Below are 24,788 nucleotides of genomic sequence, written 5' to 3'. Positions count from 1 at the left end.
GGTCCGGGCTTGAGTTCAGGAATGCCGGCAGCGTAAGCTTCAAGCTGGCTTGAAGGTCAAGCGCTTTTCATGGAGTCGGGGATGCGCATCGGAGAACTGGCGAAACGGATCGGCATCAAGACCTCGGCGATCCGGTTCTACGAGGCGAGCGGGCTGCTGCCGGAAGGCGCGCGCGGGCTCAACGGGTACCGCGACTACGGCACCGACGCGCTGGAGCGGCTGCAGGTCATCCAGCTCGCGCAGCGGCTGGGTTTCACGCTGGACAGCCTGAGACAGGCGTTCGCGCAGGGCGACGGCAGGGTGCCGAAGGAACTGGTGCTCGCCAGCCTGCAGCGGCGGCGCGAGGAGATCGCCCGCATGCGCACCGAGCTCGATGCGCAGGACGTGGAGCTCCAGCGCCTCGCCCAGGCCTTCACCGAAGGCTGGTCGCGCGGCGATTGCCTGGAGGCGAACGGCTTCATCGCGGCGACGCTCGACGGTGCCGTGCCGGTAGGGAAGAAGGCCTGATCGCGCCGCATGGCAACATCGCGGGTCCCCATCAACGACGTCCATGGCCCATGCGTGCTCTCCCGCTTCCCGTCCGGCTCGCCGCCGCTTCTGCCGCTGTCATGGCCGCCTGTGTGGCCGTGCCGATGCGCGCATCGGCCGAGCCGCTGCCGCCGGCCGCGAAGGCCGAGGTCACGGCGCTCTTCGGCAAGTTGACGGCCTCGTCGTGCGAGTTCAACCGCAACGGCGACTGGCATTCGGCCGCCGAGGCGAAGTCCCACCTCGAGCGCAAGCTGAGCTACCTCGAGGACAAGAACCTCGTGAAGACCGCGGAGCAGTTCATCGACCTGGGTGCCTCGAAGAGCAGCATGAGCGGCAAGCCGTATCTGGTGCGCTGCGGCGGCGCGGCGCCGGTCGAGAGCAAGACCTGGCTCACCCGCGAGCTCGCGGCGGTGCGCGCCGCGGGGAAGGGCGCCTCGGCGCCTTCTCCATCGCGCTGAGCATCAGTCAGAGGGCGCTGCTGGCCTGGAGCTTTTCCAGGATCGCGTAGGCCGCGTCCACGCGCTCGGGGATAGGCCAGCTGCGGTTGCCCAGCAGCACGACGCCGATGCGCTGCGTCGGCACGAACACCACGTAGGTCCCGAAGCCGCGCGTCGAACCGGTCTTGTTGAACAGCCGCGGCCCCGCCGGCGTGTGCGCCAGCGGCTTGACCGCCGTCGTCACGCGGCCGAGCGCGTTGCCCGCCTGGAGCTGGTCCAGCGCCACCGGCCACGGGTACTGCTCCCAGCCCAGACCCTGCGTCATGCCGTCGACCTGGAAGTGGCCGATGTGCGTCGCTTCAACGGCCTGGCGGGTCGTCGCGTCAAGGCGGCCGGGATCGATGTTGACCTGCAGGAAGCGCACCAGGTCGACGGCCGTCGTCTTGATGCCGTAGGACTCCGAGTCGAACGCGCCCGGCGAGACACGCACGGCCATGTCCTGGGCCTCACCTTGGGTCCCGCCCCGGCGCTCCTCCTTGTCGTAGCCCGTGGCGTAATCGGGCATCGCCGCGGCCGGCACGCGCAGCCAGGTCTCGCGCAGGCCGAGCTTGGGCAGCAGGTCCGACTCGACCGCGTCGGCGTAGTCGCGCCCCATCGCCGCAGCGGCTGCGCGGCCGAACAGGCCGATGCTCGGGTTCGAATAGCGCCGTTTCTCGCCCGGCGCGAAGTCGGGCTTCCACTGCTGCAGGTAGCGCATCAGCGACGCCTCGTCGGTCACCGCGTCCGGCACCTGCAGCGTCAGGCCGCCGGCCGTGTAGGTGACGAGGTTGAGCAGCGTCGCGCGATCGATCGGATGGCCCTTCAGCGCGGGCAGGTGGCGGCCCGGGTGGTCCGACAGCTGCAGCTTGCCCTCCACCAGCGCCTTCGCGCCCAGCGTCGCGTTGAAGGTCTTGCTGACTGAGCCGACTTCGAACAGCGTCCTGTCGTCGACGGGCTTGCCTGAAGCCTTCGACGCGACGCCGTAGTTGAAGACGAAGGACCGCCCGCCGACTGTCACGCCGACGGCCATGCCGGGGATGTCGTTCTTCGCCATCATGGGACGGACCGCCGCGTCGACGGCCGCCCGGATCGACGCGGCATCGGGCGCCTGATCAGGCGCGGCCTGCGCGGACAGCAGTGTCAGTGCGGAAGCGGCGAGCGCCGCGGCGCGTGAAATCCCATGCATCGATGAAGCCTCGTTGGAGTCGTTGGAATCGGGCCGCGCGAGCTGCGCGGCGTTCATCCCGGACCTTAGAGGCTGTCGTCGTCCGCTGAAAGCGAAAGGCGCGTTACGGGCGACCGCCGTAACGCGCGCGTCAGCGCCAGGCGTTCAGGGCTGGACCTCGAACACCAGCACCTGGTTGCGGTCCGTCGGCGAGTCCGCCGTCGGGAAGTTGTCGTCCGCGACGACGACCAGGCTGCGCCTGCCGTTGGCCAGCTTCGGTCCGAAGGTCATGCCTTCGAGGTTGGCGATGCCGCCGAGCTGCGTCTTCAGCGTCTCGAAGTCCAGCACCAGCTTCTTGGTCACCGGCGTCGCGCCGGCCAGCGAGCTCGCCGTCAGCACGTTGGTCGCGGCGGCGGTGTCGATCTCATAGAGCCGCACCTGGTTGCCGATCACGCCCACCGAGAAGCTGCGCTCCAGGACCAGGAAACGGGTCGCCGACAGCGCCAGGATCTCCGTCGGGCCGTTGACCGTGAACTGGTCCGCCGGCACCGGCGCGGCCTGCACCTTCTCGATCGGATAGACGTACTGCGCGTTGGCCACGCCGCTCGCGCGGTCGAAGCGCGTCAGGCGCGAGGCGCTGCCGGCCGTGGTCGTCGGCGCGGCGCCGTCCTGGAGCAGCGCGCCTTCCATCAGCACCCAGGCCGACTGGCTGTCGGGCGAGAAGGTCAGTCCCTCGAAGACCAGGTTGCCGCGCGGACCGGTGTTCTGCGCGCTCATCTGGAACATCGCCGGCAGGGTGTACTCGCGCACGTGGTTGCCCTGCGGCGAGATCTCGCGGATGAAGGGGTTGATCACGCGCGGCGGCACGCTCGTCAGCGTGCGGTCGCCCTCGCTGAGCCAGACCCAGTTGCCGGTGACCGGGTCCACGCGGACCGACTCCGGATCCGCGACCTTCGCGTCCGGCACCTTCGGATAGACGCTGCCGTCCGGCTGCTTCATCGTCACCACGCCGGTGAAGGTCACCGCGCTGAAGGCGTTCGCGTCGAAGCTCAGCTTGGCCGTGTACATCCGCGGCGCGCCGGCGGAATCGGTGGTCGTGCGGTCGTCGCTGATCAGCACGTAGGTGTCGGTCTTGGGGTCGTAGTCGACGCCGGACAGGCCGCCGACCACCGAGCCCGCGTAGTCCATCCGCCGCGGCAGCACCTGCTGGCCGATGAGGCGCAGGCTGGAGACGGTCGTGCTGCCGCCGTTGACCGGATCGCCGGCGTTGTCGTCGCTCCCGCCGCAGGCCGCGAGCGTCGCCGTCGCGATCAGCAGCGGCACAAGGACCATCGTTCCGGTCGGTGGGGTGCGACGGCCGCTGGCCCTCACCCCCACCCTCTCCCGCAAGCGGGAGAGGGAGCAAGAGGAGCGGCGTCGGAAGTAGAGCGTCGAGAGGAAGGACATGACAGCGATGGAGGTCGTGATGTGTGTGTCATGTTCGTTGCGCGAGGTTGCGGCGCGGTGACAATCGATCGGCCAGAAAAAATCAGGGAGAAGAAGTCATGCGAGCCGTGCTGCTCATCATCGTGGTCGTTGTTCTGGGCGCTGTCGGCTGGAAGAAGCGCGACGAGATTCCGTTCCTGCGCGATGCCGCGCGTCAGGTGGAGCGCCAGGCGGAGAAGGTCGAGATTCCCAGGAACCCCTTCGCCGAGAGCCCGCCCGTCGCGGAGGACGGCCCGCGGGCGAATCCGCCCACCAACCGCCCGCGCCGCTGCCTGGTCAACGGCAGCGTGCTCTACACCAACGACGCCTGCCCGGCGGGCAGCACCGAACAGCAGGTCAAGGGCGGCGCGATCACGGTCGTGCCGGCCTACAAGGCGCCGCCGGCGCCCGCGACGCCCGGTTCAGGCATTCCCAATGCGCGCGACCTGCTCAAGCCCAAGGGCGGTACGCTGAAGGACCAGGCGCAGGAGAAGGCGATGGAAGGGCTCTGAGCTTTCAAGCCCCTCGCGACCTCCGAGGCCGTCGACGCTCTGGCGCCGATCCCGGATGAGGTCGCCGCAGGGTCAGGCCTTGCGCCCGACCTTGCCGACCGTCTTGACCGGCAGCACCGCCAGCAGCACGCGCCCGCCGCCGAAGATCGCGATGCCCAGCGTCCAGGCGGCGATCTTCACCATCGAGAAGGCGCTCATCACCAGCAGCGTCAGGCTCGCGAGGTTGGGCAGGCCGACGAGGTCGATCAGCACGGCGGCCAGCGTCGACAGGTCCTCCAGCGCATCGGCGCCGAAGGCCAGCGCCGGCAGCCAGCCGATGGCCAGCAGCAGCCGCGACCGGTGCTCCCCCGGCTGGCGCCAGCCCGCCATCCACGTGAACACCCGCGAGGCCAGCCGCGACAGCAAGTAGGCCGCCGCGAGCAGGAACGCCAGGTCCCACGCCAGACCGATGAAGAGCGCCGCGCGCTCCTGGCGGATCCAGCCGATGTAGTGCGGCCAGCCGTGGAGCAGCAGTCCCAGCTGATGCCGGGCGAATTCCAGCGGCGCCACCGCGCTGCGCATCAGGCACTCTTCCCAGCCGCCCGGCGTCGGCAGCCTCGACTGCAGGAAAGGCAGGCGCTGCAGGTTCCAGCCGGACAGCAGCAGGAAGGCCGCGCCGGCAAGGACCGCGAACAGCAGCCACGGCAGCGAGCGCCGCTCGTCCCAGACGCTGGGGCCCTGGAAGGGCGCGGGCGGCGAGGCGGGCACCACGTCGACGGGGATCTTCTGCCGGCCCTTGGGGATGCTCACGATCTCGGTCGTCATGCGCCGCACCGTCATGCCGGCCAGCGCCCAGAGCGGCGTGTCGTGCAGCGCGTCGTGGCGCAACGGCAGCTTGCCCACGAAGGACTCGGGCAGCGGCATGCCGAAGGCATCGCTGCCGGCGGGCAGGCCGGACAGCGGCGGGACGCCGAGCTCTTCCGCCGCCTCGTTGACCATCCAGACCATGGACGCGTCCGGCAGGCCGGTGCGGCCGTGGGGGTAGCGTCTGCTCTCCCCGGAGTGCGACGGATAGCTGCCGCCGACATCGCAATGCACGCCCGGGAACCAGAGCTGGCGCAGCGTGCGCACGATCAGGCGGTCGAAGCGGTCCACGCCGGCCACGTCCACGCGGCTGGGCGAGTCGTAGACCCGCGGCAGGAAGGGCCAGCGGTGCTCGTCGAAGGCCAGCGCGTGGCGGACGTGCAGCATGTGCCTCTTGTCGGCGAAGGTCGCCGTGGCGGGGTTGTCCCGCGAGCCGAAGGGCGGCAGGCCGACCGACTCGACGGTGTCCCACACGCCGACCCAGAAGACGTCCGCGGGCCGCGCGAAGTTGCGCCGCACCTGTTCCGCCAGCCGGTTGCGGTTCGCGGCCGTGGCCTCTTCGCCGCCCTGCGCGCCGCGCGCGCCTTCCTGGCCCGGTCTGGCGAAGCCGCGATGCAGGACGCGGGCCATCGCGCGCCGCCAGTTCTTGCGGCCCTCGGCCTGTTCCTCGATGGGCGGCTGCGAGAAGTAGATCCGGACCAGCGTCGGGATCAGCTCCTCGTGCTCGGGGCGCAGGATGCCGAAGAGGTTGACCATGCCGACGATCGCGCGCGCCGTGAACGCGCCGCGCGAAAAGCCGAAGCAGAAGATGCGGTCGTCGATGCGCTCGTCGAAGTGGCGCATCAGGAAGTGGTAGCCCTCGCCGATGTTGTCGTAGACGCCCTGGCCCGAGGCCAGCCCGGCGATGCGCGCCCAGCGGCGCTTGAGCAGGTCCAGCAGGCCGGTGGGCGGCGCCGAGTCGGGCGAGCCGACGCCGGGGTCGTAATACGACAGGGTCTCGATCGTCGGCTGCTGGCTGCGCAGGTAGCCGAACAGCTTCAGGACGTTGGTGTCCTCGATCCCGCCGGTCAGCGTGTTGTTCGTGCCGTCGCAGAACAGCACGAGGTTGCGCTTCCTGGGTTCGACGCTGTCGTCGACGCCGATGCTCGTGTCCATGGCCATCCCCCTCGGTGATTCTTCTGGGTGAAAGTCAGAGGCTAGGCCGGATGGGCGCGGCGGTCATCCCCCAAGAATGGGACTCGGGAAAACACAGGGTGCGGGGCGACCGCGCGGCTGTCGGACGACGTCCGCCTGAGGCACCATCCGAGGCATGCCGCTTTCCGATCCGCAACTCTTCGTCGACGGCGCCGTGCGCCGCCGCCGACGCATGACGGCCTGGCTGATCGTCGCCAACCTGACCGTCGCGCTGGTGCTGGGCGCGCTGGTCGCGCATGTGCTGGTCACGTCCCACCGCGCCTACGCGGCGCAGGCGCGCGACGTGTCCGAGGGACTCGCCGCCGTCGCGCAGCTCAACGTCGCCGCGGAGATGGGCCGCGTCGACGCCGTCCTGCGCGCGACCGCCGGCGAGATGGAGCGGCTGCTGGCCGCGCCGGGCGGCGCTTCCGACGCAGCGCTGAACGAGATCCTCCACGCGCGCTTCGGCCTGCTGTTCGGCATCGAGGCCCTGCGCGCGGCCGATGCGACCGGACTGGTGCGCTGGGGCACGCGGCTGCCCGCCGGCTCGCCCACGCAGATCGCCGACCGGGACTTCTTCATCAAGGCCCGCGACCTCTCGAAGCCGGTGACGCAGGTCACCGGGCCGCTGGTGTCGCGGGTGTCGGGGAACTGGGTGATCGGCTTCGGACGGCCGCTGGTCGTGCGCGAACGGTTCGTGGGCTTCCTCTACGTGACCGTGGGCGTCGAGCATTTCCGGCATCTCTTCGAACGCTACGAGCTCGCGCCGCTCGACGCGATGACGCTGCGCCGCGACGACCTGCGCCTGGTCGCGCGGATGGCGCCGGGCAGCCCGGAGCAGGGCCAGGTCGGCGAGACGCAGGTCACGGACAAGCTGCGCGAGATGCTGGCCGCGCAGCCGCGCCAGGGGAGCTTCGTGTCGCTGGTGGCGATCGACGGCCAGAGCCGGACCAGCGCCTACCGCGCGCTGGACGACTGGCCCTTCGTCGTCTACGCCGGGGTGAACAACGAGCGCTTCTTCAAGCCCTGGCGCGAGCAGGCGGGGACGGTGGTCTCGCTGGCCGCGCTCGCGTGGCTGCTGGTGGCGCTGGCCATGTGGCAGGTCCATCGCGCCACGCGGCGGCAGGACCGCACCATGCAGGCGCTGGCCGACCAGGGCCAGCGGATCCAGGCGCTGATGCGCGTCTCGGCCGATGGCATCCACATCATCGACCGGCAGGGGCGGCTGGTGGAGTTCAGCGACTCCTTCGCGGAGATGCTGAAGTCGACGCGCGCGTCGCTGCAGGGGCGGCACGTCGCGAGCTGGGATCCCAACCAGGACGAGGCCAGCATCGCGCGCTGGCTGGCCCGCATCAAGGCGGGTGACCGGCAGCGCGTCGACGTCACGCACCGGCGCGACGACGGCGAGGTGATCGACGTGGAGCTGCAGCTGAGCGTCACCGAGATCGGCGGCGAACTGCTGGTGTTCGCGTCGGGGCGCGACGTCACGCAGCAGCGGCGACTGCTGCGCGAGCAGGCGGCCATGCTCGACAGCGACCTGGTCGGCATGGCGAAGATCGCGCGCCGCACGATCACCTGGCGCAACCGGGCGGTGGAGCGGCTGCTGGGCTACGGCCCGGGCGAGCTGCAGGGCATGTCGGCGCGGGTGTTCTATTGGGACGACGAGCAGTTCGAGGAAGTGGGCCGGCAGGTCTACTCCGCGATGGCCGAGCACGGCTACTACCGCTCGCAGATCCGGATGCGGAGCAAGACCGGCGAGGCGGTGTGGGTGGACTTCGGCGCGGTGCCCTTGTCGGACACCGAGGTCTTCGCGATGGCGGTCGACATCACCGCGATGAAGGCGGCGCACGAGGACCTGGCGCACGCGGCCTTCCACGACGCGCTGACGCAGCTGCCCAATCGCGTGCTGCTGTATGACCGGATCGAGCAGGCCCTGGCATTGGCGCGGCGCGAGCGCAAGCAGGTGGCGGTCTGCTACCTGGACCTGGACGGATTCAAGGCGGTCAACGATGCGCAGGGACATGACGCGGGCGACCAGCTGCTGCAGACGGTCGCGGCGCGGCTGGCGGCGAGCATCCGCCCGCTCGACACGGTGGCCCGGCTCGGCGGCGACGAGTTCGTGCTGGTCCTGACCTGCATCGAGGACGGGGAATGGCGATCGGTGCTGGCGCGCGTCGTCGACGCGATCGGCGAGCCGGTCCTGCTGTCGTCCGGCGTGAAGGTGACCGTGGGCGTCACCGCGGGCGTCGCGGTGTTCTCGCCGGACGACGAGGCCGGGGCGCATGAGCTGATCGAGCGCGCGGACCACGAGATGCTGCGCGGGAAGCGCGATGGCAAGGGGCGGGTGAGGGCTGGATAAGGGCTGGAGAAGGGCTGGAGAAGGGCGAGACGGGCCGAGGAGGTTCGGATGAGGGGCGAGGCATGCCGATTGCTCATCGAGGTGTCCTCAGCCACTGTCAAGAAGGTCCTGCCATGAGCAAGTCCCCTGGCCATCGCGATCATCCCGAGCACAAGGTGCTGGAGTCTCCCGTCGCCGAGCGCATGACGGTCTCGTTCGGAGGCCAGACGCTGGCGGATTCGCGCGATGTCGTGCGGGTCGACGAGGACGGCCATCCGCCGCGCTTCTACTTCCCGCGCGGCGACGTGAGGCAGGACCGGCTGAAACGCACGGATACCTCGACCGGATGCCCGTTCAAGGGCACGGCGAGCTACTTCGACATCGACGTCGGCGACCAGCGCGTGAAGGACGCCGTGTGGTCGTACGAGACGCCGTTCGACGAGCACGAAGGGCTCAAGGAACGGATGGCGTTCGATGAATCGAAGTCGGATGAGCTGGTGGTGAGCAGCCTGCCGTGACGCCGCGCCGGGGCGCGGCGATCACTCGCGGAACTGTCCGATGCGGCGCTTCAGGTATTCGACGCGCAGGGCAGGGACGGACTCAAGGACCGCCGAGCGACTTTCGCGCCGCCGCGATCCGCTCGTCGTAGGACCGCTGCTCCAGCGCCTTGATCGCGTCTTCGAGCACGGCGCCGAGAGGCAGCTGCAGGTCCGCCTCCAGGCTCCGGGCGGCCAGCGCGGTCGCTTCCCAGCACTTCTCCAGCTTGGGCGCCAGGCGCTTGCCCTTCTTCGTCAGCTGCACGATGCGCTGACGGGCGTCCGTCTCGGAGGGACTGACGGACACGAGGTCCGCCTCCATCATCCGGCTCACCGTCTGCGTCACCGCGGGCTGGCTGATGCCCGCGGCGATGGCGATCTCGCTGATCGTGGACGAGTTCTCCCGCATGAGCACGCGCATCACCGGCGTGTAGCGCGGGCGGTAGCTCGCGTCCACGTGCTCATACGAGCGCTCGACCGCGCTGTCCAGCAGCTCGATCAGGTGGCGCAGCTGCGTGCCCAGGGTTCTCGTCATGCGGGCGGATGCTACTGATGCATTGCGGCTTATGCAAATGGGCAGGGGGACGGATCGGGCGTGGGATGCCAGCGCTGGGATTCACTCCGCCGGCAGGCGGTAGCTGAACTCGTAGAAGTGCTTGCCGTCCCGCACGTCGATGCCGAGCGTGCCGCTCAAGCCGGTCAGCTCGTCGGTGCCGGAGTCGGGCACGACCTGCACGATCAGCTTGGGCGTGCCCCGGTTCATCTCGCCGAAGTGCATCAGCATGAACGAGCCGCTGCGACCCGCCACGCGTCCCTCGACGCGCTCCATCGCGACGTAGCCGGCGGAGCTCGGCTCCGCGCTGCGGAAGGCCATCATGTGGCCGAGGCCGGTCGCGTCGAGCTCGCCGTGGAACTGCTTGCGAAGCAGCAGGTGGCCGAGGTTCGCCTCGGCCTCGTCGGGCGCCGAGGGCAGGGGGGTCATCTGCACGTCGAAGGTGCCGCGGAGGGTGTGGGTCTGGGTCATGGGAGACCTCGTTTCTGCGGAGGGATGCGGAGCGCCGGGAGGCGTGGCGGCCGCCACGGAGGCGACGGACATGATCACGGCGATACTGGTCGCGAAAGCTCGCATGGATGTGGGAAGCAGTGGCACGTTGCGCCCATTGCACCGGATGCGCATCCCGGGCGATAGGAAAAACGCGACATCGGTACGGCATGACGGAACACGGACGCAGCGCCGCACGAGGCATTCTCCACCCCGGGCTGGCGCCGGGGCGCTTCGTCCATGAACAGCTGGCGCCGTCTCCCGACCTGGCGCCGTGGATAGAGCACCATTGGTTCGTGGCCTGGGACCTCCGCGGTCAGCCGCCGCGGGTGCAGGCGACGCTGCCGCACCCCAACGTCCACCTGGTCGTCGAAGACGGCGAGGCGCGGCTATGGGGCGTGCACCGGGCGCGATTCACCAGGACGCTGAGCGGGCAGGGCTGCGTCCACGGTGTGAAGTTCCGGGTGGCGGCATTCCCTGCTTTCCATCCGTCGCCGGTGACGGCCCTGGCGGACCAGCACGTTGAAGCCCGGAGCGTGCTGGGCGAAGACGTGCAGCGATTGGTCGATCCGCCGATGACCGGAACGGCGGACGCGGGTCGGGAGCGAATTGAGGATCTGCTGCGTTCGAAACTGCCTGAGGCCGTGGACGCGCGTGCGGAGCGTCTCGCGGAGATCGTCCGCGGGATCGGCTCCGACTCGACGATCACCACGGTCGATCAGCTGTGTCGGGCCACCGCAGAGTCACTGCGTCGCCTGCAGCGCGACTTCCACTATTACGTGGGAGCGAGTCCCAAATGGGTGATCGCCCGTTACCGCCTGCATGAGGCCGTCGCGCTGCTGCAGAGCGGCGAGGCGAAGCCCGATGCCGATCTGGCCCTGCGCCTGGGCTACTTCGACCAGGCGCACTTCATCCGCGATTTCAGGCGGCTGGTCGGTGAGACGCCGCGGGGCTATGTGGAGGCACTCCGGCGTGATGCGGAGGCCGCGAGCGCTGCCACCTCATCTGCATCCGTGAACTGCCGGTAGTGCTGGCTCTCGTAACGGCTCACCCATGCCGTCAGATCCGAGGCGAGCGCGGCCGAGATCCCCAGCTCGTCAAGATCCAGAAATCCTCCCTCCACGGCATCACGGACACCGGTGCCGGAGAGCCTGCCGTCAACGATCAGGTAATGCATGTTGCCATTCTCGAGTTGCGTCAGCGCAGGATAATTCAGTGATGCGTGGCCCCGATCGGGACAGACGCCGGCGTCAAGGTGACCATCGACACATGAGCAGAGGTCCGCATTCATGACCAACCAGAAACTCAGTCACGACTTCAGCGGAGCCCTGAGGACGTTCGCCTACTTCATGGCGAGTGGGACTCACTACATGTTGGAGGGCGTCGACTATTTGAGCCTTTACGGAGAGGCTCCAAGCGAAATTGAGATGGCGTTTGCAATCTTTGCAAACGTGATCGAAATGGATGCAGAGGGCAAGGTGCTGAACTTCACCCATGCACAAAGGCGAGCAACGGACTACGTCAAACAGTGGTTCGATCCGTCATTCGTGGTTCAGCCACCGTTTGAGGACTGGGAGCAGGCGCTGTACGGCTGATTGATCCGACCTGCACGGAATCTGATGCTGCAAAGGGGTAGTCGTCAATCGGCAGTCAACGCGGAATGCCCGGCAGTCCAATCGGCTTGTTTTCCATCACCACGGCATCACGACCGGCCGGATCAGCTTCAACGGGCCCGGAGGCTTGGGCGACCCATCCTCCTCTTCATCGTCATCGATGGCGTAGTCATCGGCGAGATGCCATTGCCCGGCGACATACGCCAATGCCCGCAAAAAATCCGACGTCGTCGCCGATAGGCGCCTGGATCGGGTCACGGCCATTGACGACTTCCACCCGGTGTCCGGCGGGAATCAGCTCGCCGAGCGCGTTGGCCAGCTGTTCCAGCTCGATGGACTCCGAGAGCATGACGAAGAATGGGAACGGAGACGACATGGCGATGGGACCCGGTGGATCGCAGTCAAGTACCAGCGTGGCCCGGCATCGGCGCGTTGCGCAGCTCGGCCACCAGCGGCGGAATCTTGGGAATCTGCACCCGCGCCAGCTGCTCCGCTTCCTGCCCGGACAGCAAGCCGTACTCGACGGACCACTCGAAGAGCAGGTCGAGCGGGGGCTGCTGCTGCCAGGTCTGCAGATAGTCCAGCAGCTGCGTACGCGCCGCCTGGGCACCGTGGCGCCACAAGGTGACATGCAGGTTCAAGCCGCCCTCGGATTCGCTCGTGTAGGCGTCGAGCACGGCATCGACGCTGGTGCAGGTGTCCAGCCACGGCAGGACAAAGGCGTCGATGTCATCAGCCAACGACGTCGACCAGGCCAGCGCTTCACTCTCATCGCGCAGGAGCACCACCGCGCCGCTTCCAAATGTCGGCTGGGCCGTCATGCCTGTTTCCGGCATCAGGTACGTGCGCCAGAAAAGGCGGTCCTTCGCCCAGTCGTCACGGGTCAGCAGATGCGTCCTGTCCGGGCGGATCGTGAAGGGAACGCTGCAGAACGCCGCCACGGCGATCAACTGCGCGCTCTCGAACGAGTTCCTGAAGCGGATCAACTCGATGCCCAGTTGCGTGTCGCTCGCAGGGCCTGTGAGGGTCCGCGCCTTCTTTTTCTTCCAACCGGCGAACGCCGGGTGCGGTCGGACGACGTCGAAGAAATGGCGCTCTATGGTTTTGAGGTCGATGGGCATCTTGCAAACTGAGGGTCAGTGGTTGCCCGCCTGGGGCTCACCGCGGAGCCCGGAGATGGTCTGAATCCGGGATGATTTTATGGGGATGCCGATCGAGGCCCAATTCTTCTGGAAAGATCGCCGCCGTCGCCCCACCTCGACCGGAACAGTCATGCGCGCGAGCCCCTCGTCGGACCACACGGAACCGCTGCAGCTCTCCTCCCTGAGCACGGCGCCACTCGGCGGCGTGATGCTCGCGCTGGTGGCGCTGTGGATCATGGGTATCCGCACGATGGACCACAGCCTCGACTTCGACCTCGCGTTCCCGGGTTGCCTGGGATACTTCGACGCAGACGTGCGTCGCGTCGAGGTCGTCACGATCGAAGCGGACGGCGTCGTCGCCTGGAATGGCGAGGTGCTGGCCAGTCGCGAAGCCCTGGAATCCCGGATGCTCGCGCTCCGCGACCTGGGCTACGAGAACCAGCCCATGATCCACGTCATGCCCCACCAGGGAGTGAGCTACGGCGCATTCCTGGCGGTCATGGCCGTCGCCCAGCGCCACGGCGTGAGCGACGTCCGCGTGATAGAGGGCACCATCGAGATGCGTGTCGTGCCTGCCAAGGTCTGAGGCGCCTGTCATCGGCAGTGCAAGAACCGTCTCACCGGCGCTCGGGAGTCGCCGTTGCCTCCCACGCCAGACGACACGCGTCCGGCATTCACGGAAGGAGGCGCCCGATGTTCGACTTGCAGATCAGCCCATGGGAGCTGCTGGCGCGAGCCGCGCTCATCTACGTCGCCTTGCTGGTGATGGTGCGCTTGTCGGGGAAGCGGACGGTGGGTCAGTTCACGCCGTTCGACCTGCTCGTCGTGATGCTGCTCAGCGAAGCCGTGAGCAACGGCCTGAGCGGCGGCGACGACTCGGTCGCCGGCGCGTGGATCCTCGCGGCGGCCCTGATCGCGATGAACGCGACGATCGCGTTCATCGGATCGCGGCACAAGGGCTTCGAGCGCCTGGTCGAAGGATCGCCCGTCCTCATCGGCCGTGACGGCCATTGGTTCAACGAGGTGCTGCGGCGTCACCGGCTCAGCAAGCTCGACGTGGAGAAAGCCCTGCGCGAGTCGGACTGCGCGCTGTCCGAAGTGAGGATCGCCGTCCTGGAGAGCGACGGGAGCATCAGCATCGTCAAGAAGGACTGACGCGCTCTGCCTGGTGGGGCGCGATGCGCGCTTTGAGTACCTCCTTCATCCACGCCAGTGCGTCGTTCTTGCGCGCTGTGGATTCGGCGGCGGTGCAGTCGGCGGGCACCGCCACGCGATAGCCTCGGACATATGCGTCCATCGCGGTGCACTTGACACAGTAGTCCGTCGCGAGGCCGGTGACGATGAGATCCTTGGCTCCCAACTGCTCCAGGAGCAGATCCAGCGGCGTGGCGTAGAAGCCGGAATGCCGCGGCTTGAGGATCAGCAGATCAGCCTTGGCGGGTGGCAGCAGCCGGGCCAGTTCCGCGGCGGCACCGCCGTTCTTGCGGCATTCGCGCAGCAGCGTCTGCACATCCGACCGCCACTGGCCGAAGTTGTCGTTGACGTAGATGACGCACGCGCCTTCGGCATGGAACTCTTTCCTCAGCCGCGCGGCGGCGCGAGCCGCGTCGACCGCCGCGTCGGCGATGTCCTCGGCGCCGTCGAAGCGCAGCGGGTTGATGAAGTCCACCAGCAGCAGCACCTTGCGCGAACGCGGGATGCCAGTCCCGCTCGCGACCTGCCGATCGACGTTGCGCGGTCTGGAACGGTTCGCCATGGTCACGGACCGATCATGGATCGCCGCGTCCGCCCGACGCGCCATAGACCTGCCCGGTGGCGTAGCTCGACTCCGACGACGCCAGCAGCACGTAGACCCCCGCGAGTTCCGCCGGTTGACCCGCGCGTCCCATCGGCGTGTCGGTGCCGAACTTCTGCAGCTTCTCCTGCGTCTGACCGCCGCAGACCTGCAGCGGCGTCCAGAAGGGCCCCGGCGCGACCGCGTTGACGCGGATGCCCTGCTTGGCCAGCTGCTTCGCGAGCCCCTTGGTGAAGATCAGGATCGCGCCTTTGGTGGACGCGTAGTCCAGCAGGTTCTCACCTGGGTCGTACGAGTTGACGGACGCCGTGTTGATGATGGAGCTGCCCGCCTTCAGATGCGGGATCGCCGCCTTGCACAGCCAGAACGGCGCGTAGATGTTGGTCTTGAAGGTCCAGTCGAACTGCTCGGTGCTGATGTCCAGGATCGACTCGTGGCTCTGCTGCCGGGCCGCGTTGTTGACGAGGATGTCCAGACCCCCGAGCTCACGCACGGCGTCCGCCACCAGCTGCCCGCAGAACGCTTCGTCGCGCAGGTCGCCCGGCAGGGCGATCCCCTGACGGCCGGTTTCCCGGATCAGCGCGATCACCTCGCGCGCGTCGGGCTCTTCGTCAGGCAGGTAGTTGATCGCGACGTCCGCGCCCTCGCGGGCGAAGGCGATGGCGGCCGCGCGACCGATGCCGCTGTCGCCGCCGGTGATCAGCGCGCGGCGGCCGGCGAGCCGGCCATGGCCCACGTAGCTTTTCTCGCCGTGATCGGGCGGCGGGGTCATGTCGCGCGCCAGGCCCGGCCAGGGTTGCGACTGCTTGGGAAAGGCGATCTTGTCGGACGAGCTCATGTGAAGTCTCCTAGGCGCACCGCAGGCGCCCCATGTGGGCAGCAAATCCGTCCGGTGCCCGGCCATCCTGGCGGGCACTCGTGACCACGCGCACCGTGTTGGTCCAGGCAATGCGCATGCCGAGCGCGTGCAGCCGTCCGACGAATTCGACGTCCTCGCGGCTGCACAGTTGCGCGAAACCGCCGGCCTGCTGATAGGCGCTCACGCTCACGCCGAGGTTGGCGCCGTGGATGTGCCGATGTTCCTCGGCATCCGTGTAGCCGAGCTCGTACGCGCTGCGCTCCTCGGTCGTGAAGCCGGTCCAGTCGTCCACTTCGACCACGCCGCAGACCGCCTCGGTCCGGCACGCGAGCTGGCGCGAGAACCAGCACGGCGCCACCACCGAATCGGCATCCGTGAAGGCCAGCCACCGCGCGCCTTGCTCGATCAGGGCCTGCGCGCCCGCGGCGCGCGCGAAGCCGACGTTGCGTGCGTCGACGGCCACGCACTGGACGCCGGACGAGCGCGCGATCTCGCCCGTCCGATCGCTGCAGGCATCGAGGACGACGAGGATGCGGACTTCCTCGCCTTGCAGGTCCGGATGCCCGGCGGCCGTGATGAGCGCCGCCAGGGCACGACCGATCAGGGCCTCTTCGTCATGGGCAGGGACGACCGCGCCGATCATGGCCGCAGTCCCTCGCGCCGTGCCACCGACCGGCCGTCCGGGCTCCAGACCTCGACGAGGAAGTCGTCTTCTTCGTGACGCAGCAGCTGCGTCCAGCCGAAACGCTCCTGGAAGACCGCCGCCATGCGTCGATGGACGTCGTCCCCGTTGCGGAAGTAGTCGCCCTCCGGATGGCGCCAGTGGCTGGCGAGCACGGTGCCGTCGGCTTCCAGGCTCGTGACCGTGCGTTCGAGCGTGTTGTCGAAGGCGTCGTCATCGAGGTAGTAGCCGATCTCGCTCAGCACGATCAGGTCGAAGCGGCCTTCAGGCCACCGGCCGGGGATCGCGCCGGTCTGCACGTCGACATGCGGCAGGCAGGCGAGTCGCTGGCGGGCGTGATCCGCGGCCGCCGGGCTGACATCGCTGCACAGCAGGCTGTAGCAGCGGGTCGCGAGATCCGCACTCAGTTCGCCGTTGGCGCAGGCGGGCTCGAAGGCGCGCGCGTAGAACTCGCAGGGCAGGCTGGCCAGGATCTGCGCGCGCTTGCGCCGCTCGTACCAGCGCGTCCGGTAGCCCCACGGATCCGGGTCTTCGCGGAACAGCGCCTCGAAGTGCCCGGCGAGCGCGACCGGCTGCGTGTGGCCGGGCGCGGTCATGCCTGCTGCTCCGCGACGAAGAAGAACTCCGAGGACCGCAGCAGGCGATCCACGGCTTCGGGAAACAGCACGGGCGGCCGCTCCCCGTCGCGCATCAGCTGGCTGTGATGCTCGGACAGCGCGAGCCACTTGTCCTCCAGCGCGCGTCCGGACAACGGCAGTTGCCGCAGGCGATGCCAGGGAACGGCTGCATCGCCGGGTCGGGCCCAATGCCAGGTCCAGACCGGCATCTCCAGCAGCGTGGCACCGACGCGTCGCGCGGCGGCGGCGCAGGCGCGGCCCACGGCCTCGTGGTCGGGATGACCGTCATGGCGCCAGGTGGTGATCACCACGTCGCCCGGCCTCAGGAGGCGGGACAGCGCGGCGACCAGTCGCCGCTCGTGGAACATCACGCGCCCGTCCGGCACGCAGAGCCCGTGGACCGGAATGCGCAGGCCGAGGTGTCGCAGACCTCTCAGACGCTCCAGCCGCCGTTGCGCGGCGAGGAACTGCGGCGCCCAGGTCGTCGAGCCGCGGTGGCTGGCGTCACCGTCGGTGACGCCGATCACGGCGACGAAGGGCGCGAGCGTCGGCAATTCGGTCGCGGTCGCCGTCGAGCGCAGACGCGTCGCGAGCATCGACAGCAATCCGCCGCAGCCCAGCACTTCATCGTCCGGATGCGGCGCGACCACCACCACCCGCGACCCGGGAGGCACCAGTGCGTCAAGCGACGTCAGCGGCGTGTCCCACAGCGGCATCCATTGCCGCCACGCCCGTTCCGGCGTGCCGATGCCCTCGATCCGGCGGCGGGCCGCGGGCTCGTCCTCCGGCAGCTTCTGCCGCAGTTCCGGGATGATCCGATCGACTGTCAGAGCGTCCATGTGGTGCCCGCCTGCTTCAAGAGTTCGTGTCCCAAGGCGACCAGATCCCGGTCACCATGGCATTGGCGGATGAACACAGGCAAATCCGCTGCCAGGCGGGCGAGGGCCTCGTCATGGCACAGCGGCCCCGCGCCCATCGCGCGCGTGACGGCGCGCAGCACCTGTTGCGCGCATTCGTCGCTGGCCGCGCGCGTGCGCAGCGCCCAGGCGCGCGCATCGCGATCGGGGTGGCGATCGACCCAGTCGGCCGCTTCGCGCAGCAACGCGGCGTTGGCGCTCAGCAGGCGATCGACCTCACCGAGCGCCAGCGCCCGATGCCAACCGGGATCCGCACCAGATGCTCCGGATCCACTGGAAGCAACGGACGAAACGGACGCACGCGAGGCCCCTGCGATCACTGCGGAGGCCTGTGCATGTAGTGCCGCGCCCACCGCGCAGGCTGCGCCGTGCCAGCAGGCCGCGATGCCGATCCCGCCTTGCCAGAACCCGGACCGTGAGAGATAGAACCCCGCGTGCCCGACCAGGCGTGCGGGTGTGGCCTCGAAGGTCACCGATGCGCTGGCGGAGTCCGCCATGCCGACGGCTTTCCAGCGCGAGTCATCGACTGTGACGCCGGGCTGGTGGAGGTCGACGTCCGCCAGCCAGGGACCTGCTTCGGACGCCACGCGCGCACCGTCCTCCGGCCACACCGTCAGCAGCGCGCGATCCAGCACGGCTGCACCGGAGCACCACGCCTTGGTGCCGGACAGCGCGACCGTGCCGTCCGCGTTCGGGCGGAACACCACGCGCGCCCCGGGCGGTTCCGCCGCCCACATGCCGTAGGCAGGCGCGAGCGAACCGGGCTCGCGAACGTCGGTCAGTCCGGCGTCCGCAAGGATCGCGATCGCGTCGGTGTGTCCCTCGAAAAGCTTCACGAGCGACAGGTCCTCGGCGGCGACTGCCGCCAGCGCCGACCATCGCTGGAGCGTCTGTCCGCGGCCCGGCAACGGAAGCGCCGCGCGGCCGGCGTCGATGAGCGCGCGCAAGCGCCGGGCCGGATCGGCAATGAAGGTTGGGATTGGGGACATCAATCGCTCGATGGCAATGGCGATGCCCGCGATGCCCGGGATGCGCGTGGTCATCGGGCATCCGCCGCGTCGTCGTCGTTCCGCTGCGCCTTCTCGTTCTTGCGAACGCCCCGCAGATTGAGGGCGAACAAACCGACCTGCAGCACGATCAACGCGTACGACTGGGTGAAGGCGCCCCACACGCACCAGAGCACGTTGCTCAGGACGAACACCCAGAAGCCCCAGGTCCTGCGCCGCGCGCTGCGGCCGCCGACCAGCCACGCGGCGGCCAGCGTGACGACCATCGCAGGCCATTGAAGCGCGTTGAGCAGTTCGTCCATGCGTGGCCAAGGCAAGCGGCTCGCCACCGCGTCACGGAGGCAGGGGGATGAATGGGCGGGATGAACGGGCGCAATGAATGGGCGCAATGAATGGGCGGGACGGAAAAAAGCCCCGGCAGGGCGGGGCTTCGATGAGGGCCTGCTGCGGCAGGGGCCGCCGCAAAGCCGTTCGAGGGGCGTGGGATCAGCGGTCGTCTCGCGACGAATCGCTGCCCTGATCCTGGTCGTCCCGCGAAGCGCGGTTGGACTGATCACGCGAAGTCTGCGGGTTCTGCTGTTGCGAGCCCTGGTTCAGCTGGCCTTGCCGGCCGCTGCTGGGCTGACCCTGCTGCGGCGACTGCTGCTGACCTTGCGATCCGGAGCCTTGCTGCTGGCCGCCGGGCTGGTTCTGTCCTTGCTGGCCTTGCTGATGCTGTTGCTGCTTCTGCTGGCCTTGTCCGCTCTGGGACTGCTGCGGGTTCTGCGCGTTAGGTTGCTGAGCCATGGTGGTCTCCACGTTGTGCGCGTCGGCAAAGACACCGACAGCAGGAGACTGGCAAGGCGCATGCCGCCTGGGTAAGCCTGGCGAACATCGTTCGCGCGGCGCGCGGTTTGCCATCCGGAGAGCCCTTCGTCCAGAACTCTTCGCATGTCGATCAACGTCCGCCTCGGCACTGCCGGCTGGAGCATCCCCAAGGCCGTTGCGGCGTCCTTTCCCGGTGAGGACAGTCACCTGGCGCGCTATGCACGCGTCCTCGGCTGCGCGGAGATCAACACCACCTTCACTCGCACCCATCGGCCGGCGACGTTCGAACGCTGGGCGGCGGAGACCCCGCCTGACTTCCGCCTCTCGGCCAAGCTGCCGGAGGCGATGACGCACGATGCACGCTTGAAGGTGCCGCGCGCGGAGGTCAAGGCGTTCACGACGTCGCTGGCCGGGCTCGGAGATCGGCTCGCTGCGTTGCTCGTGCAGCTGCCGCCTTCGCTGGCCCTGGACTCGAGGACGGCACGCGCCTTCTTCCGTTCCGTCCACGCCGGATTCGAGGGCGCCGTGCTGTGCGAGCCCCGCCATCCGAGCTGGTTCACCCCGGCCGCCGAGCGGCTGCTCATCGAGGAACGTGTGGGGCGTGTCGCCGCCGATCCTGCCAGGCCCGCGGGTGCGGGAGAACCGGGAGGCTGGTTGGGAGAGAAGGGGGACGGGCGTGGCGCGACGGTCTACTACCGCTGGCATGGATCGCCGCGCATGTACTGGTCGCGTTATGAGGACGACTGGCTGGCCGCGCGTGCCGCGGAGGTGTCGCGATGGCCAGCCGGCACGGAGGTCTGGTGTGTCTTCGACAACACCGCTGCTGGTGCGGCGGCGGACGACGCATTGCGTCTGCAGGCACTGCTCGGCCGGCCGACGTGACCGCGTTTGCTCAAGGCGTCGATGGCGTCGATGACGTCGATGGCGCCCGGCGCATATTCGCCAGGTAGAGGCGCTCCATGCCCGTTGCGGCTTCGGCCGAGACCACCAGCACGCGCACCGGCTTCGTATAGGCCGGACTGTTCCCACGCAGCGTGGCCAGCAGCGCTGCCATGGTCGCGGCGTCCGGTTCACGGATCAGCAGCAGCGTGGCGCGCCGCGGTCGGAACGCTTCGGCGGTGCTCAAGGAGTCCTCCCGCCACCAACCGCAGTCCCACGGATCGTGAGGCCCTGTCCCGCGTGTCGTCGTGCATTCGCGCCACAGGATCTGCAGGCGCCACCACAGGCCTTGCCAGCGACTCAGGCGCGCCAGTTCATGACTGCCGTCGAGTTCGCAGGCCACGCCGTCGAGATCGGCGTGCGGCGCGATGCTGGCGATGCGCAACGGCGCCGTCAGCGTCGGGAAAGCACCGCTCTCGCACCAGGCGCGAAGCGAAGCGGACAACGCCGCATCGGCTGCACCGACCGCATCGGGTGGCGTCATCAGCGCGTCGTCGAAGCGACGGGGCAGGCGCATGGCGGGGCGGTTCAACCGCCGCTCGACGAGCGCCTCGCGGGCGCGGAGCTCGCCTGGGGCGCCACGCCGATGGGGATGACCCGCACGCCGGAGGCGGTGGCCGCGACCTCGGCCTGGCGCGATGTCTGCGCGCTCGTGGATGCGGGCTTCTTGCGGGCCGCGAACATGTTCACCACGCCCTGGCGGGCCTCGGAGAAATAGAACAGTCCCGTCACGGCCAGGAGGACAGCCGCGATGCCGGCGGCGATTTTGATGGGGGAGATGTGCAGCATGAACAAGCCTTCGACGAGGCCGAGAGGGTAACAGCGTGGCGCGTGGCCGCGCCGGACGACTCCCCCGCGGCTGCACACGCCGATGCCGCCATCACCCCCGCATGCCGAGCAAGCCCTGCTCGATCGACACCACCGGCCGATAGCCCAGCTCCCGCTCCGCCTTGCCGATGTCCAGCGTGAACGGCGCGCCGATCAGGCTCAGCATCTGGCGCGTGATGGGCGGCTCGCCGGGGCGGGAGAAGGTGCGCCAGATCCACTCCATGGCGCCGGCCATCAGCCAGGCCATGCGCAGCGGCGCCGAAGCCGTCGGCGGCGCGACGCCGCGGGTCTTCAGCAGCGCGGACAGGAAGCCCTTGAGCGTCTGGTCCACCCCGTCGCTGATGAAGTAGGCCTGGCCGCTCTCACCGCGATCCGCCGCGAGTTCGAGCGCGCGGCAGACGTTGTCCACGTGCACGGTCGACATCGCCTGCGAGCCGTCGCCCACCCAGCGGAAATCCCCGGCCTTCACGCCGTCGACGAGGTGATCCAGCATCGGCATCCCGTCGCCCCAGATCATCGGCGGCCGCAGGACCACCGTCTCGAACTGACCGGGCCGGTTGGCCGCGAGCACCAGCGCCTCGCTGCGCGCCTTGGAGCTGCTGTAGGGCGCCCATTGCCGCTCAAGCCGCGGCAAGGACTCGGTCGCATGCAGCCGGGGGGCGGGTTCACCGAGGACCACCGCCGCCGCGCCCAGTTGCACGAAGCGGCGCACCGACGCCTGCCGGGCCGCGTGCAGCAGCCTGGCGGTTCCCGCCACGTTGGACTGTTCGAACTCAGCAGCATCGCCCCACAACTTGAACAGCGCGGCGACGTGGAAGACGACGCTGCACCCCTGGACCGCCGCGAGGAGGGCGGCCGCGTCGTCCAGCGCGCCGAGCACCGGCTCGGCGCCGCGCCTGCGTACACTTTGCGCCGCGGCGTCGCCACGGGCGAGCGCGCGCACGTGCCAGCCTTCTGCGACGAGGCGTTCAATCAATCGGCCACCGACGAAGCCGGAGCCTCCGGTCACCAGGCAGGTACGGGTCATGGGAACCTTTCTATAGCGTTGTTATAGAAAGCGTATAGCGCTGATATACTGCGTGTCAAGGCAGTTCCGGAAACCGACGCGGGAACCATGGAAATCGACACTGAATCCGCCATCCTCGACGCCGCCGCGCAGCTGCTCGAAGCCAGCGGGGCGTCCGCATTGACGACGCGCGCCGTCTGCGAGCTCGCCGGCGTGAAGGCGCCGACGCTCTACCACCACTTCGGCGACAAGGACGGGCTGGAGCGGGCGCTCGTCCAGCGCGGCCTGGTCGAGTTCATGCGCCGCAAGCGGGCGCCCCGCGGGACGGAGGAGCCGATGCAGCTGCTGCGCTTCGGCTGGGACGTGGCGGTGGATTTCGCGCTGGAGCAACCCGCGTTGTCGGCGATGTTCGCGCGGCATGCGCTCGCGAGACCGGAGCTGTCCGACCAGCCTTACGCGGTCATGCGCGGCCATGTGCAGCGGCTGGTCGACTCGGGCCGGCTGACCGGCCCGGTCGACGCGGCGGCGCGCGCGGTGTGGGCGGCGTCGCAGGGGGTGCTGTCGCTCGCCAGGCCGGGAGCGGTCCGCAAGGAGGTCGAGGCGACCAGCGAGCTGATCTTCAACGCGGTGATCGCCGCGCTGGCGCCGCGGGGCGGTTGAGGGCGATGATGACTTCAGACCTGACGTGAGCGCGCAGCCAGCAGATGTCCCGCCGATTGACAGCGCTCACGGCTGGGCCAGCAGGCCCTGGAGCATCCGCCGGTCCCCAGGCTCGAGCAGGGGCAAGGCGTCATCGAACGGGAGCGTCAGCCGCTCCTCGCACTCGGCCAGGGATGCAGCGCTGGGGTCGTTCACGTCCAGCGCCAGCGTGACGACCAGGCCGTCCTGCTCCGGCCAGCCCTCGATGTGGATCCGCCGGCCGAGGAAGCCTTCGCATCGGGCCGTCCTGCCCGCCTCGCTGGCGCGGTAGTGCGTGGCCAGGGCCGCCATCAGGGCCGCCGGCGCGGGCCGTCGCCGCTCGTAGGACAGATGGGGCCAGTCCACGGACTTGCCGGTGGTCGTGTCGTAGGCGGAAATCCTGCGATGGTCGATGGTGCTTTCGCGTCCGCAGGCGGATTCCGACGTCTCGATGACCACGGTCGATCCGTGCCAGAACGCCACGCGGTCGTAGGAGGCGAATTCCTCGGCACGGCCGGGGCCGCCCAACGTCAGGGCCCAATACGTGCAGCCCCATGCGTTGGCCAACAGGCCTTCATACTGCTTCCGCAGCACCCCGTTGATCGTCTGGATGCCGCGTTCCTTGCCCTGCAGCTCCGCGCCCACGGCGCCGAAGTCGTGGATGCCATAGCGGACGAAACGGTGCGGTCCCATCCGTTCGGCAATCCGGCGCACGGCCGGCGGATTCGCCTTGCGCGCCCGGAGATAGGCCTCGACCGCGACCGTTTCGGCATCGGGCTTCTGCTCGTCGGCGTCGCCCTCAGTTTTGACGTCGGCGTCAGCGTCGTCGGGCCGCGGCGCAGGACGTGCCGCCAGGATCGGGGCGGCGCGCGCGCCGGACGCGTCCGTCCACGTGCCGGTGAGCGTGTCACCGCAGGACAGCGTGAGCAGGCCCGTCCGTTTGCCCTTCAGGGAGGTTTCGATCCAACGGTCGGTGCGCGCGCCATCGCGGGTGAGCACGAGGTCCATCGCGCTGTTGCCGTAGTAGTAGCGCCCCGTGCCGTCGCTGAAGGCCATGGACACCGACGCCTTGCCGATCGTGCCCAGCCAGACGCCGCTCTCCGAGCAGTCCTGGCCGGCGGTCGCGGATGACGCGATCGCCGGAGCAGCCACCAGCGCCAGCATGGCGGCGATGGCGCGAAGCCGAAGGCATGTCATGAAGCCTCACTCCTTCGCGAGGGCTTCCACCTGGATGCGCAGGGTCACGTCCATCTTGAAGCCGTAGTCCTTGCCGGCGGCCAGCCCGAATTCCTCGCGGTTGAAGCTGCCCGAGGCATCGGCACCGCAGAGCTCGCGCTTGAGCATCGGGTGCGGCACGCACTTGAGCTGGTGGATGGCGAGGGTCAGGGGCCGGGTCTTGCCGTTGAGGGTGAGCTCGCCGACGACTTGCGTCGGCACGCCGGCCTTGGCGCCGTCGAAGCGGCCCTTGAAGGTCGCGCTGGGGTTCTTCTCGACGTTGAAGAACTTGTCGCCGGTCGCCCAGGCGTTCATCGCGTCCAGGCCGAAGTCGATGCTGGCCAGGTCCATCTTCACGTCGACGCTGCCCGCGCCGGTGGCCTTGTCGTAGACGATGGTGCCCGCGCTCTTGTTGAGCTTGCCGCGCCAGTTGGACAGGCCCATGTGGTCGGCCTCGAAGCTGGGGTAGGTGTGCGTCGGGTCGATGTCGTAGGTCGCGGGCGCGGCTTGAGCGGCGACGGCCAGGGAGAGCAGGGCGGGGGCGAGCAGCAGCGGTTTCATCGGTAGTCCTTTGAAGAGGTTTGGCAGTGATGCCGCCTTGACGAC

Annotated in this window: 31 protein-coding genes; 11 read left to right on the top strand and 20 right to left on the bottom strand. The window is 69.0% G+C overall.

Annotation, left to right across the window (positions count from 1 at the left end):
- Window positions 1–81: 81 nt before the first annotated feature.
- Both ABE85_RS09955 and ABE85_RS09950 read left to right on the top strand, forming a co-directional pair.
- On the top strand, window positions 82–507 hold the full coding sequence (locus ABE85_RS09955) for a MerR family transcriptional regulator (protein WP_067273388.1): 426 nt from the start codon (window positions 82–84) through the stop codon (window positions 505–507).
- Between the two features lie 101 nt (window positions 508–608).
- Entirely contained in the window at window positions 609–986 is a 378-nt protein-coding gene (locus ABE85_RS09950) for a DUF5329 domain-containing protein (protein ID WP_067273385.1), read from the top strand.
- A 7-nt stretch (window positions 987–993) separates the two neighbouring features.
- Here the strand turns inward: ABE85_RS09950 and ampC are convergent, their stop codons facing one another.
- Together ampC and ABE85_RS09940 are read right to left on the bottom strand one after the other, a co-directional pair.
- On the bottom strand, window positions 994–2,190 hold the full coding sequence (gene ampC, locus ABE85_RS09945) for a class C beta-lactamase (protein WP_067282326.1): 1,197 nt from the start codon (window positions 2,188–2,190) through the stop codon (window positions 994–996).
- A 144-nt stretch (window positions 2,191–2,334) separates the two neighbouring features.
- Window positions 2,335–3,501 carry an esterase-like activity of phytase family protein gene (locus ABE85_RS09940; protein ID WP_067273382.1) on the bottom strand — a complete coding sequence of 389 codons (1,167 nt, stop codon included), beginning with the start codon at window positions 3,499–3,501 and terminating at the stop codon, window positions 2,335–2,337.
- A 212-nt stretch (window positions 3,502–3,713) separates the two neighbouring features.
- Between ABE85_RS09940 and ABE85_RS09935 the strand changes: the two genes are divergently transcribed.
- Window positions 3,714–4,145, top strand: a complete 432-nt coding sequence (locus tag ABE85_RS09935) for a hypothetical protein (protein ID WP_067273379.1) — start codon at window positions 3,714–3,716, stop codon at window positions 4,143–4,145.
- Window positions 4,146–4,217: 72 nt separating this feature from the next.
- On the opposite strand, the gene ABE85_RS09930 is transcribed toward ABE85_RS09935, so the two are convergent.
- Window positions 4,218–6,143, bottom strand: a complete 1,926-nt coding sequence (locus tag ABE85_RS09930) for a DUF2235 domain-containing protein (protein WP_197507285.1) — start codon at window positions 6,141–6,143, stop codon at window positions 4,218–4,220.
- A 154-nt stretch (window positions 6,144–6,297) separates the two neighbouring features.
- Between ABE85_RS09930 and ABE85_RS09925 the strand changes: the two genes are divergently transcribed.
- Window positions 6,298–8,520, top strand: coding sequence for a diguanylate cyclase domain-containing protein (locus ABE85_RS09925; protein WP_067273369.1), 2,223 nt, complete (start codon window positions 6,298–6,300; stop codon window positions 8,518–8,520).
- A gap of 113 nt (window positions 8,521–8,633) precedes the next feature.
- On the top strand, window positions 8,634–9,017 hold the full coding sequence (locus tag ABE85_RS09920) for a DUF427 domain-containing protein (RefSeq protein ID WP_067273366.1): 384 nt from the start codon (window positions 8,634–8,636) through the stop codon (window positions 9,015–9,017).
- 82 nt (window positions 9,018–9,099) lie between these two features.
- Here ABE85_RS09920 and ABE85_RS09915 read toward each other — a convergent pair whose 3' ends face one another.
- Together ABE85_RS09915 and ABE85_RS09910 are read right to left on the bottom strand one after the other, a co-directional pair.
- Window positions 9,100–9,570 carry a MarR family winged helix-turn-helix transcriptional regulator gene (locus tag ABE85_RS09915; protein WP_067273363.1) on the bottom strand — a complete coding sequence of 157 codons (471 nt, stop codon included), beginning with the start codon at window positions 9,568–9,570 and terminating at the stop codon, window positions 9,100–9,102.
- A gap of 81 nt (window positions 9,571–9,651) precedes the next feature.
- On the bottom strand, window positions 9,652–10,059 hold the full coding sequence (locus ABE85_RS09910) for a DUF3224 domain-containing protein (protein WP_067273360.1): 408 nt from the start codon (window positions 10,057–10,059) through the stop codon (window positions 9,652–9,654).
- 107 nt (window positions 10,060–10,166) lie between these two features.
- Between ABE85_RS09910 and ABE85_RS09905 the strand changes: the two genes are divergently transcribed.
- Both ABE85_RS09905 and ABE85_RS09895 read left to right on the top strand, forming a co-directional pair.
- Window positions 10,167–11,105: a DUF6597 domain-containing transcriptional factor gene (locus tag ABE85_RS09905; protein WP_082938496.1), complete on the top strand. Its 939-nt coding sequence runs from the start codon at window positions 10,167–10,169 to the stop codon at window positions 11,103–11,105.
- A 261-nt stretch (window positions 11,106–11,366) separates the two neighbouring features.
- The gene (locus ABE85_RS09895; protein ID WP_067273347.1) at window positions 11,367–11,672 is read left to right on the top strand and encodes a hypothetical protein; all 306 of its coding nucleotides are present in this window, start codon (window positions 11,367–11,369) and stop codon (window positions 11,670–11,672) included.
- Between the two features lie 187 nt (window positions 11,673–11,859).
- Here ABE85_RS09895 and ABE85_RS27480 read toward each other — a convergent pair whose 3' ends face one another.
- Both ABE85_RS27480 and ABE85_RS09885 read right to left on the bottom strand, forming a co-directional pair.
- Entirely contained in the window at window positions 11,860–12,066 is a 207-nt protein-coding gene (locus ABE85_RS27480) for a hypothetical protein (RefSeq protein WP_157522182.1), read from the bottom strand.
- A 25-nt stretch (window positions 12,067–12,091) separates the two neighbouring features.
- Window positions 12,092–12,811, bottom strand: a complete 720-nt coding sequence (locus ABE85_RS09885; RefSeq protein ID WP_067273341.1) for a hypothetical protein — start codon at window positions 12,809–12,811, stop codon at window positions 12,092–12,094.
- A 151-nt stretch (window positions 12,812–12,962) separates the two neighbouring features.
- Here ABE85_RS09885 and ABE85_RS09880 point away from each other — a divergent pair, with 151 nt between their 5' ends.
- Window positions 12,963–13,418 carry a biopolymer transporter ExbD gene (locus tag ABE85_RS09880; protein WP_157522180.1) on the top strand — a complete coding sequence of 152 codons (456 nt, stop codon included), beginning with the start codon at window positions 12,963–12,965 and terminating at the stop codon, window positions 13,416–13,418.
- A 107-nt stretch (window positions 13,419–13,525) separates the two neighbouring features.
- The gene (locus tag ABE85_RS09875; protein WP_067273334.1) at window positions 13,526–13,987 is read left to right on the top strand and encodes a DUF421 domain-containing protein; all 462 of its coding nucleotides are present in this window, start codon (window positions 13,526–13,528) and stop codon (window positions 13,985–13,987) included.
- Here the strand turns inward: ABE85_RS09875 and ABE85_RS09870 are convergent.
- The 8 genes from ABE85_RS09870 to ABE85_RS09835 all read right to left on the bottom strand — a co-directional run bounded on the left by ABE85_RS09870 (window position 13,974) and on the right by ABE85_RS09835 (window position 19,495).
- A complete protein-coding gene (locus ABE85_RS09870; RefSeq protein ID WP_231993272.1) occupies window positions 13,974–14,513 on the bottom strand; it encodes a cysteine hydrolase family protein in 540 nt (179 codons plus the stop codon). The genes ABE85_RS09875 and ABE85_RS09870 overlap by 14 nt on opposite strands.
- A gap of 88 nt (window positions 14,514–14,601) precedes the next feature.
- Window positions 14,602–15,531 (bottom strand): SDR family oxidoreductase, encoded by a 930-nt coding sequence (locus ABE85_RS09865; RefSeq protein ID WP_067273332.1) that lies wholly within the window; start codon window positions 15,529–15,531, stop codon window positions 14,602–14,604.
- Window positions 15,476–16,129 carry a glycosyltransferase family 2 protein gene (locus tag ABE85_RS09860; protein ID WP_067273324.1) on the bottom strand — a complete coding sequence of 218 codons (654 nt, stop codon included), beginning with the start codon at window positions 16,127–16,129 and terminating at the stop codon, window positions 15,476–15,478. Before ABE85_RS09860 ends, ABE85_RS09865 begins: the two co-directional genes overlap by 56 nt.
- On the bottom strand, window positions 16,126–16,764 hold the full coding sequence (locus tag ABE85_RS09855; RefSeq protein ID WP_067273322.1) for an SAM-dependent methyltransferase: 639 nt from the start codon (window positions 16,762–16,764) through the stop codon (window positions 16,126–16,128). Before ABE85_RS09855 ends, ABE85_RS09860 begins: the two co-directional genes overlap by 4 nt.
- Window positions 16,761–17,624, bottom strand: a complete 864-nt coding sequence (locus ABE85_RS09850; RefSeq protein ID WP_082938495.1) for a PIG-L deacetylase family protein — start codon at window positions 17,622–17,624, stop codon at window positions 16,761–16,763. Before ABE85_RS09850 ends, ABE85_RS09855 begins: the two co-directional genes overlap by 4 nt.
- Window positions 17,612–18,745 (bottom strand): acyl-CoA dehydrogenase family protein, encoded by a 1,134-nt coding sequence (locus ABE85_RS09845; RefSeq protein WP_067273319.1) that lies wholly within the window; start codon window positions 18,743–18,745, stop codon window positions 17,612–17,614. Before ABE85_RS09845 ends, ABE85_RS09850 begins: the two co-directional genes overlap by 13 nt.
- Entirely contained in the window at window positions 18,742–19,011 is a 270-nt protein-coding gene (locus ABE85_RS09840) for a hypothetical protein (protein WP_067273315.1), read from the bottom strand. The genes ABE85_RS09845 and ABE85_RS09840 overlap by 4 nt, the downstream gene beginning before the upstream one ends.
- Before the next feature lie 184 nt (window positions 19,012–19,195).
- A complete protein-coding gene (locus tag ABE85_RS09835; protein WP_067273313.1) occupies window positions 19,196–19,495 on the bottom strand; it encodes a hypothetical protein in 300 nt (99 codons plus the stop codon).
- Between the two features lie 144 nt (window positions 19,496–19,639).
- Here ABE85_RS09835 and ABE85_RS09830 point away from each other — a divergent pair, with 144 nt between their 5' ends.
- Entirely contained in the window at window positions 19,640–20,398 is a 759-nt protein-coding gene (locus ABE85_RS09830; RefSeq protein ID WP_067273309.1) for a DUF72 domain-containing protein, read from the top strand.
- Window positions 20,399–20,408: 10 nt separating this feature from the next.
- Here the strand turns inward: ABE85_RS09830 and ABE85_RS09825 are convergent, their stop codons facing one another.
- The 3 genes from ABE85_RS09825 to ABE85_RS09815 all read right to left on the bottom strand — a co-directional run bounded on the left by ABE85_RS09825 (window position 20,409) and on the right by ABE85_RS09815 (window position 22,310).
- Complete coding sequence (locus tag ABE85_RS09825; RefSeq protein ID WP_067273306.1) at window positions 20,409–20,972, bottom strand: hypothetical protein; 564 nt, start codon at window positions 20,970–20,972, stop codon at window positions 20,409–20,411.
- An 11-nt stretch (window positions 20,973–20,983) separates the two neighbouring features.
- Window positions 20,984–21,244, bottom strand: coding sequence for a hypothetical protein (locus ABE85_RS09820; RefSeq protein WP_067273304.1), 261 nt, complete (start codon window positions 21,242–21,244; stop codon window positions 20,984–20,986).
- A 91-nt stretch (window positions 21,245–21,335) separates the two neighbouring features.
- Window positions 21,336–22,310: an NAD(P)-dependent oxidoreductase gene (locus ABE85_RS09815; protein ID WP_067273300.1), complete on the bottom strand. Its 975-nt coding sequence runs from the start codon at window positions 22,308–22,310 to the stop codon at window positions 21,336–21,338.
- An 87-nt stretch (window positions 22,311–22,397) separates the two neighbouring features.
- Here ABE85_RS09815 and ABE85_RS09810 point away from each other — a divergent pair, with 87 nt between their 5' ends.
- The gene (locus ABE85_RS09810; RefSeq protein WP_067273297.1) at window positions 22,398–22,949 is read left to right on the top strand and encodes a TetR/AcrR family transcriptional regulator; all 552 of its coding nucleotides are present in this window, start codon (window positions 22,398–22,400) and stop codon (window positions 22,947–22,949) included.
- Window positions 22,950–23,015: 66 nt separating this feature from the next.
- On the opposite strand, the gene ABE85_RS09805 is transcribed toward ABE85_RS09810, so the two are convergent.
- Window positions 23,016–24,164, bottom strand: a complete 1,149-nt coding sequence (locus ABE85_RS09805; RefSeq protein WP_067273294.1) for a hypothetical protein — start codon at window positions 24,162–24,164, stop codon at window positions 23,016–23,018.
- 6 nt (window positions 24,165–24,170) lie between these two features.
- Window positions 24,171–24,743 carry a YceI family protein gene (locus ABE85_RS09800; protein ID WP_067273290.1) on the bottom strand — a complete coding sequence of 191 codons (573 nt, stop codon included), beginning with the start codon at window positions 24,741–24,743 and terminating at the stop codon, window positions 24,171–24,173.
- Between the last annotated feature and the right edge of the window lie 45 nt (window positions 24,744–24,788).

Origin of the sequence: Mitsuaria sp. 7 (assembly GCF_001653795.1) — a bacterium.
Taxonomy (GTDB): domain Bacteria; phylum Pseudomonadota; class Gammaproteobacteria; order Burkholderiales; family Burkholderiaceae_C; genus Roseateles.
Note: the sequence above shows the minus strand (reverse complement) of the source record. Positions and strands in the feature narration are given on the sequence as shown.

What these genes read in the sequence shown, in the direction of transcription:
- ABE85_RS09955 (WP_067273388.1), top strand. Translation starts at nt 82, where the DNA reads ATGCGCATCGGAGAACTGGCGAAACGGATCGGCATCAAGACCTCGGCG.
- ABE85_RS09950 (WP_067273385.1), top strand. Translation starts at nt 609, where the DNA reads ATGGCCGCCTGTGTGGCCGTGCCGATGCGCGCATCGGCCGAGCCGCTG.
- ampC (WP_067282326.1), bottom strand. Translation starts at nt 2,190, where the DNA reads ATGCATGGGATTTCACGCGCCGCGGCGCTCGCCGCTTCCGCACTGACA.
- ABE85_RS09940 (WP_067273382.1), bottom strand. Translation starts at nt 3,501, where the DNA reads ATGGTCCTTGTGCCGCTGCTGATCGCGACGGCGACGCTCGCGGCCTGC.
- ABE85_RS09935 (WP_067273379.1), top strand. Translation starts at nt 3,714, where the DNA reads ATGCGAGCCGTGCTGCTCATCATCGTGGTCGTTGTTCTGGGCGCTGTC.
- ABE85_RS09930 (WP_197507285.1), bottom strand. Translation starts at nt 6,143, where the DNA reads ATGGACACGAGCATCGGCGTCGACGACAGCGTCGAACCCAGGAAGCGC.
- ABE85_RS09925 (WP_067273369.1), top strand. Translation starts at nt 6,298, where the DNA reads ATGCCGCTTTCCGATCCGCAACTCTTCGTCGACGGCGCCGTGCGCCGC.
- ABE85_RS09920 (WP_067273366.1), top strand. Translation starts at nt 8,634, where the DNA reads ATGAGCAAGTCCCCTGGCCATCGCGATCATCCCGAGCACAAGGTGCTG.
- ABE85_RS09915 (WP_067273363.1), bottom strand. Translation starts at nt 9,570, where the DNA reads ATGACGAGAACCCTGGGCACGCAGCTGCGCCACCTGATCGAGCTGCTG.
- ABE85_RS09910 (WP_067273360.1), bottom strand. Translation starts at nt 10,059, where the DNA reads ATGACCCAGACCCACACCCTCCGCGGCACCTTCGACGTGCAGATGACC.
- ABE85_RS09905 (WP_082938496.1), top strand. Translation starts at nt 10,167, where the DNA reads ATGTGGGAAGCAGTGGCACGTTGCGCCCATTGCACCGGATGCGCATCC.
- ABE85_RS09895 (WP_067273347.1), top strand. Translation starts at nt 11,367, where the DNA reads ATGACCAACCAGAAACTCAGTCACGACTTCAGCGGAGCCCTGAGGACG.
- ABE85_RS27480 (WP_157522182.1), bottom strand. Translation starts at nt 12,066, where the DNA reads ATGTCGTCTCCGTTCCCATTCTTCGTCATGCTCTCGGAGTCCATCGAG.
- ABE85_RS09885 (WP_067273341.1), bottom strand. Translation starts at nt 12,811, where the DNA reads ATGCCCATCGACCTCAAAACCATAGAGCGCCATTTCTTCGACGTCGTC.
- ABE85_RS09880 (WP_157522180.1), top strand. Translation starts at nt 12,963, where the DNA reads ATGCGCGCGAGCCCCTCGTCGGACCACACGGAACCGCTGCAGCTCTCC.
- ABE85_RS09875 (WP_067273334.1), top strand. Translation starts at nt 13,526, where the DNA reads ATGTTCGACTTGCAGATCAGCCCATGGGAGCTGCTGGCGCGAGCCGCG.
- ABE85_RS09865 (WP_067273332.1), bottom strand. Translation starts at nt 15,531, where the DNA reads ATGGCCGGGCACCGGACGGATTTGCTGCCCACATGGGGCGCCTGCGGT.
- ABE85_RS09860 (WP_067273324.1), bottom strand. Translation starts at nt 16,129, where the DNA reads ATGATCGGCGCGGTCGTCCCTGCCCATGACGAAGAGGCCCTGATCGGT.
- ABE85_RS09855 (WP_067273322.1), bottom strand. Translation starts at nt 16,764, where the DNA reads ATGACCGCGCCCGGCCACACGCAGCCGGTCGCGCTCGCCGGGCACTTC.
- ABE85_RS09850 (WP_082938495.1), bottom strand. Translation starts at nt 17,624, where the DNA reads ATGGACGCTCTGACAGTCGATCGGATCATCCCGGAACTGCGGCAGAAG.
- ABE85_RS09845 (WP_067273319.1), bottom strand. Translation starts at nt 18,745, where the DNA reads ATGACCACGCGCATCCCGGGCATCGCGGGCATCGCCATTGCCATCGAG.
- ABE85_RS09840 (WP_067273315.1), bottom strand. Translation starts at nt 19,011, where the DNA reads ATGGACGAACTGCTCAACGCGCTTCAATGGCCTGCGATGGTCGTCACG.
- ABE85_RS09835 (WP_067273313.1), bottom strand. Translation starts at nt 19,495, where the DNA reads ATGGCTCAGCAACCTAACGCGCAGAACCCGCAGCAGTCCCAGAGCGGA.
- ABE85_RS09830 (WP_067273309.1), top strand. Translation starts at nt 19,640, where the DNA reads ATGTCGATCAACGTCCGCCTCGGCACTGCCGGCTGGAGCATCCCCAAG.
- ABE85_RS09825 (WP_067273306.1), bottom strand. Translation starts at nt 20,972, where the DNA reads ATGCGCCTGCCCCGTCGCTTCGACGACGCGCTGATGACGCCACCCGAT.
- ABE85_RS09820 (WP_067273304.1), bottom strand. Translation starts at nt 21,244, where the DNA reads ATGCTGCACATCTCCCCCATCAAAATCGCCGCCGGCATCGCGGCTGTC.
- ABE85_RS09815 (WP_067273300.1), bottom strand. Translation starts at nt 22,310, where the DNA reads ATGACCCGTACCTGCCTGGTGACCGGAGGCTCCGGCTTCGTCGGTGGC.
- ABE85_RS09810 (WP_067273297.1), top strand. Translation starts at nt 22,398, where the DNA reads ATGGAAATCGACACTGAATCCGCCATCCTCGACGCCGCCGCGCAGCTG.
- ABE85_RS09805 (WP_067273294.1), bottom strand. Translation starts at nt 24,164, where the DNA reads ATGACATGCCTTCGGCTTCGCGCCATCGCCGCCATGCTGGCGCTGGTG.
- ABE85_RS09800 (WP_067273290.1), bottom strand. Translation starts at nt 24,743, where the DNA reads ATGAAACCGCTGCTGCTCGCCCCCGCCCTGCTCTCCCTGGCCGTCGCC.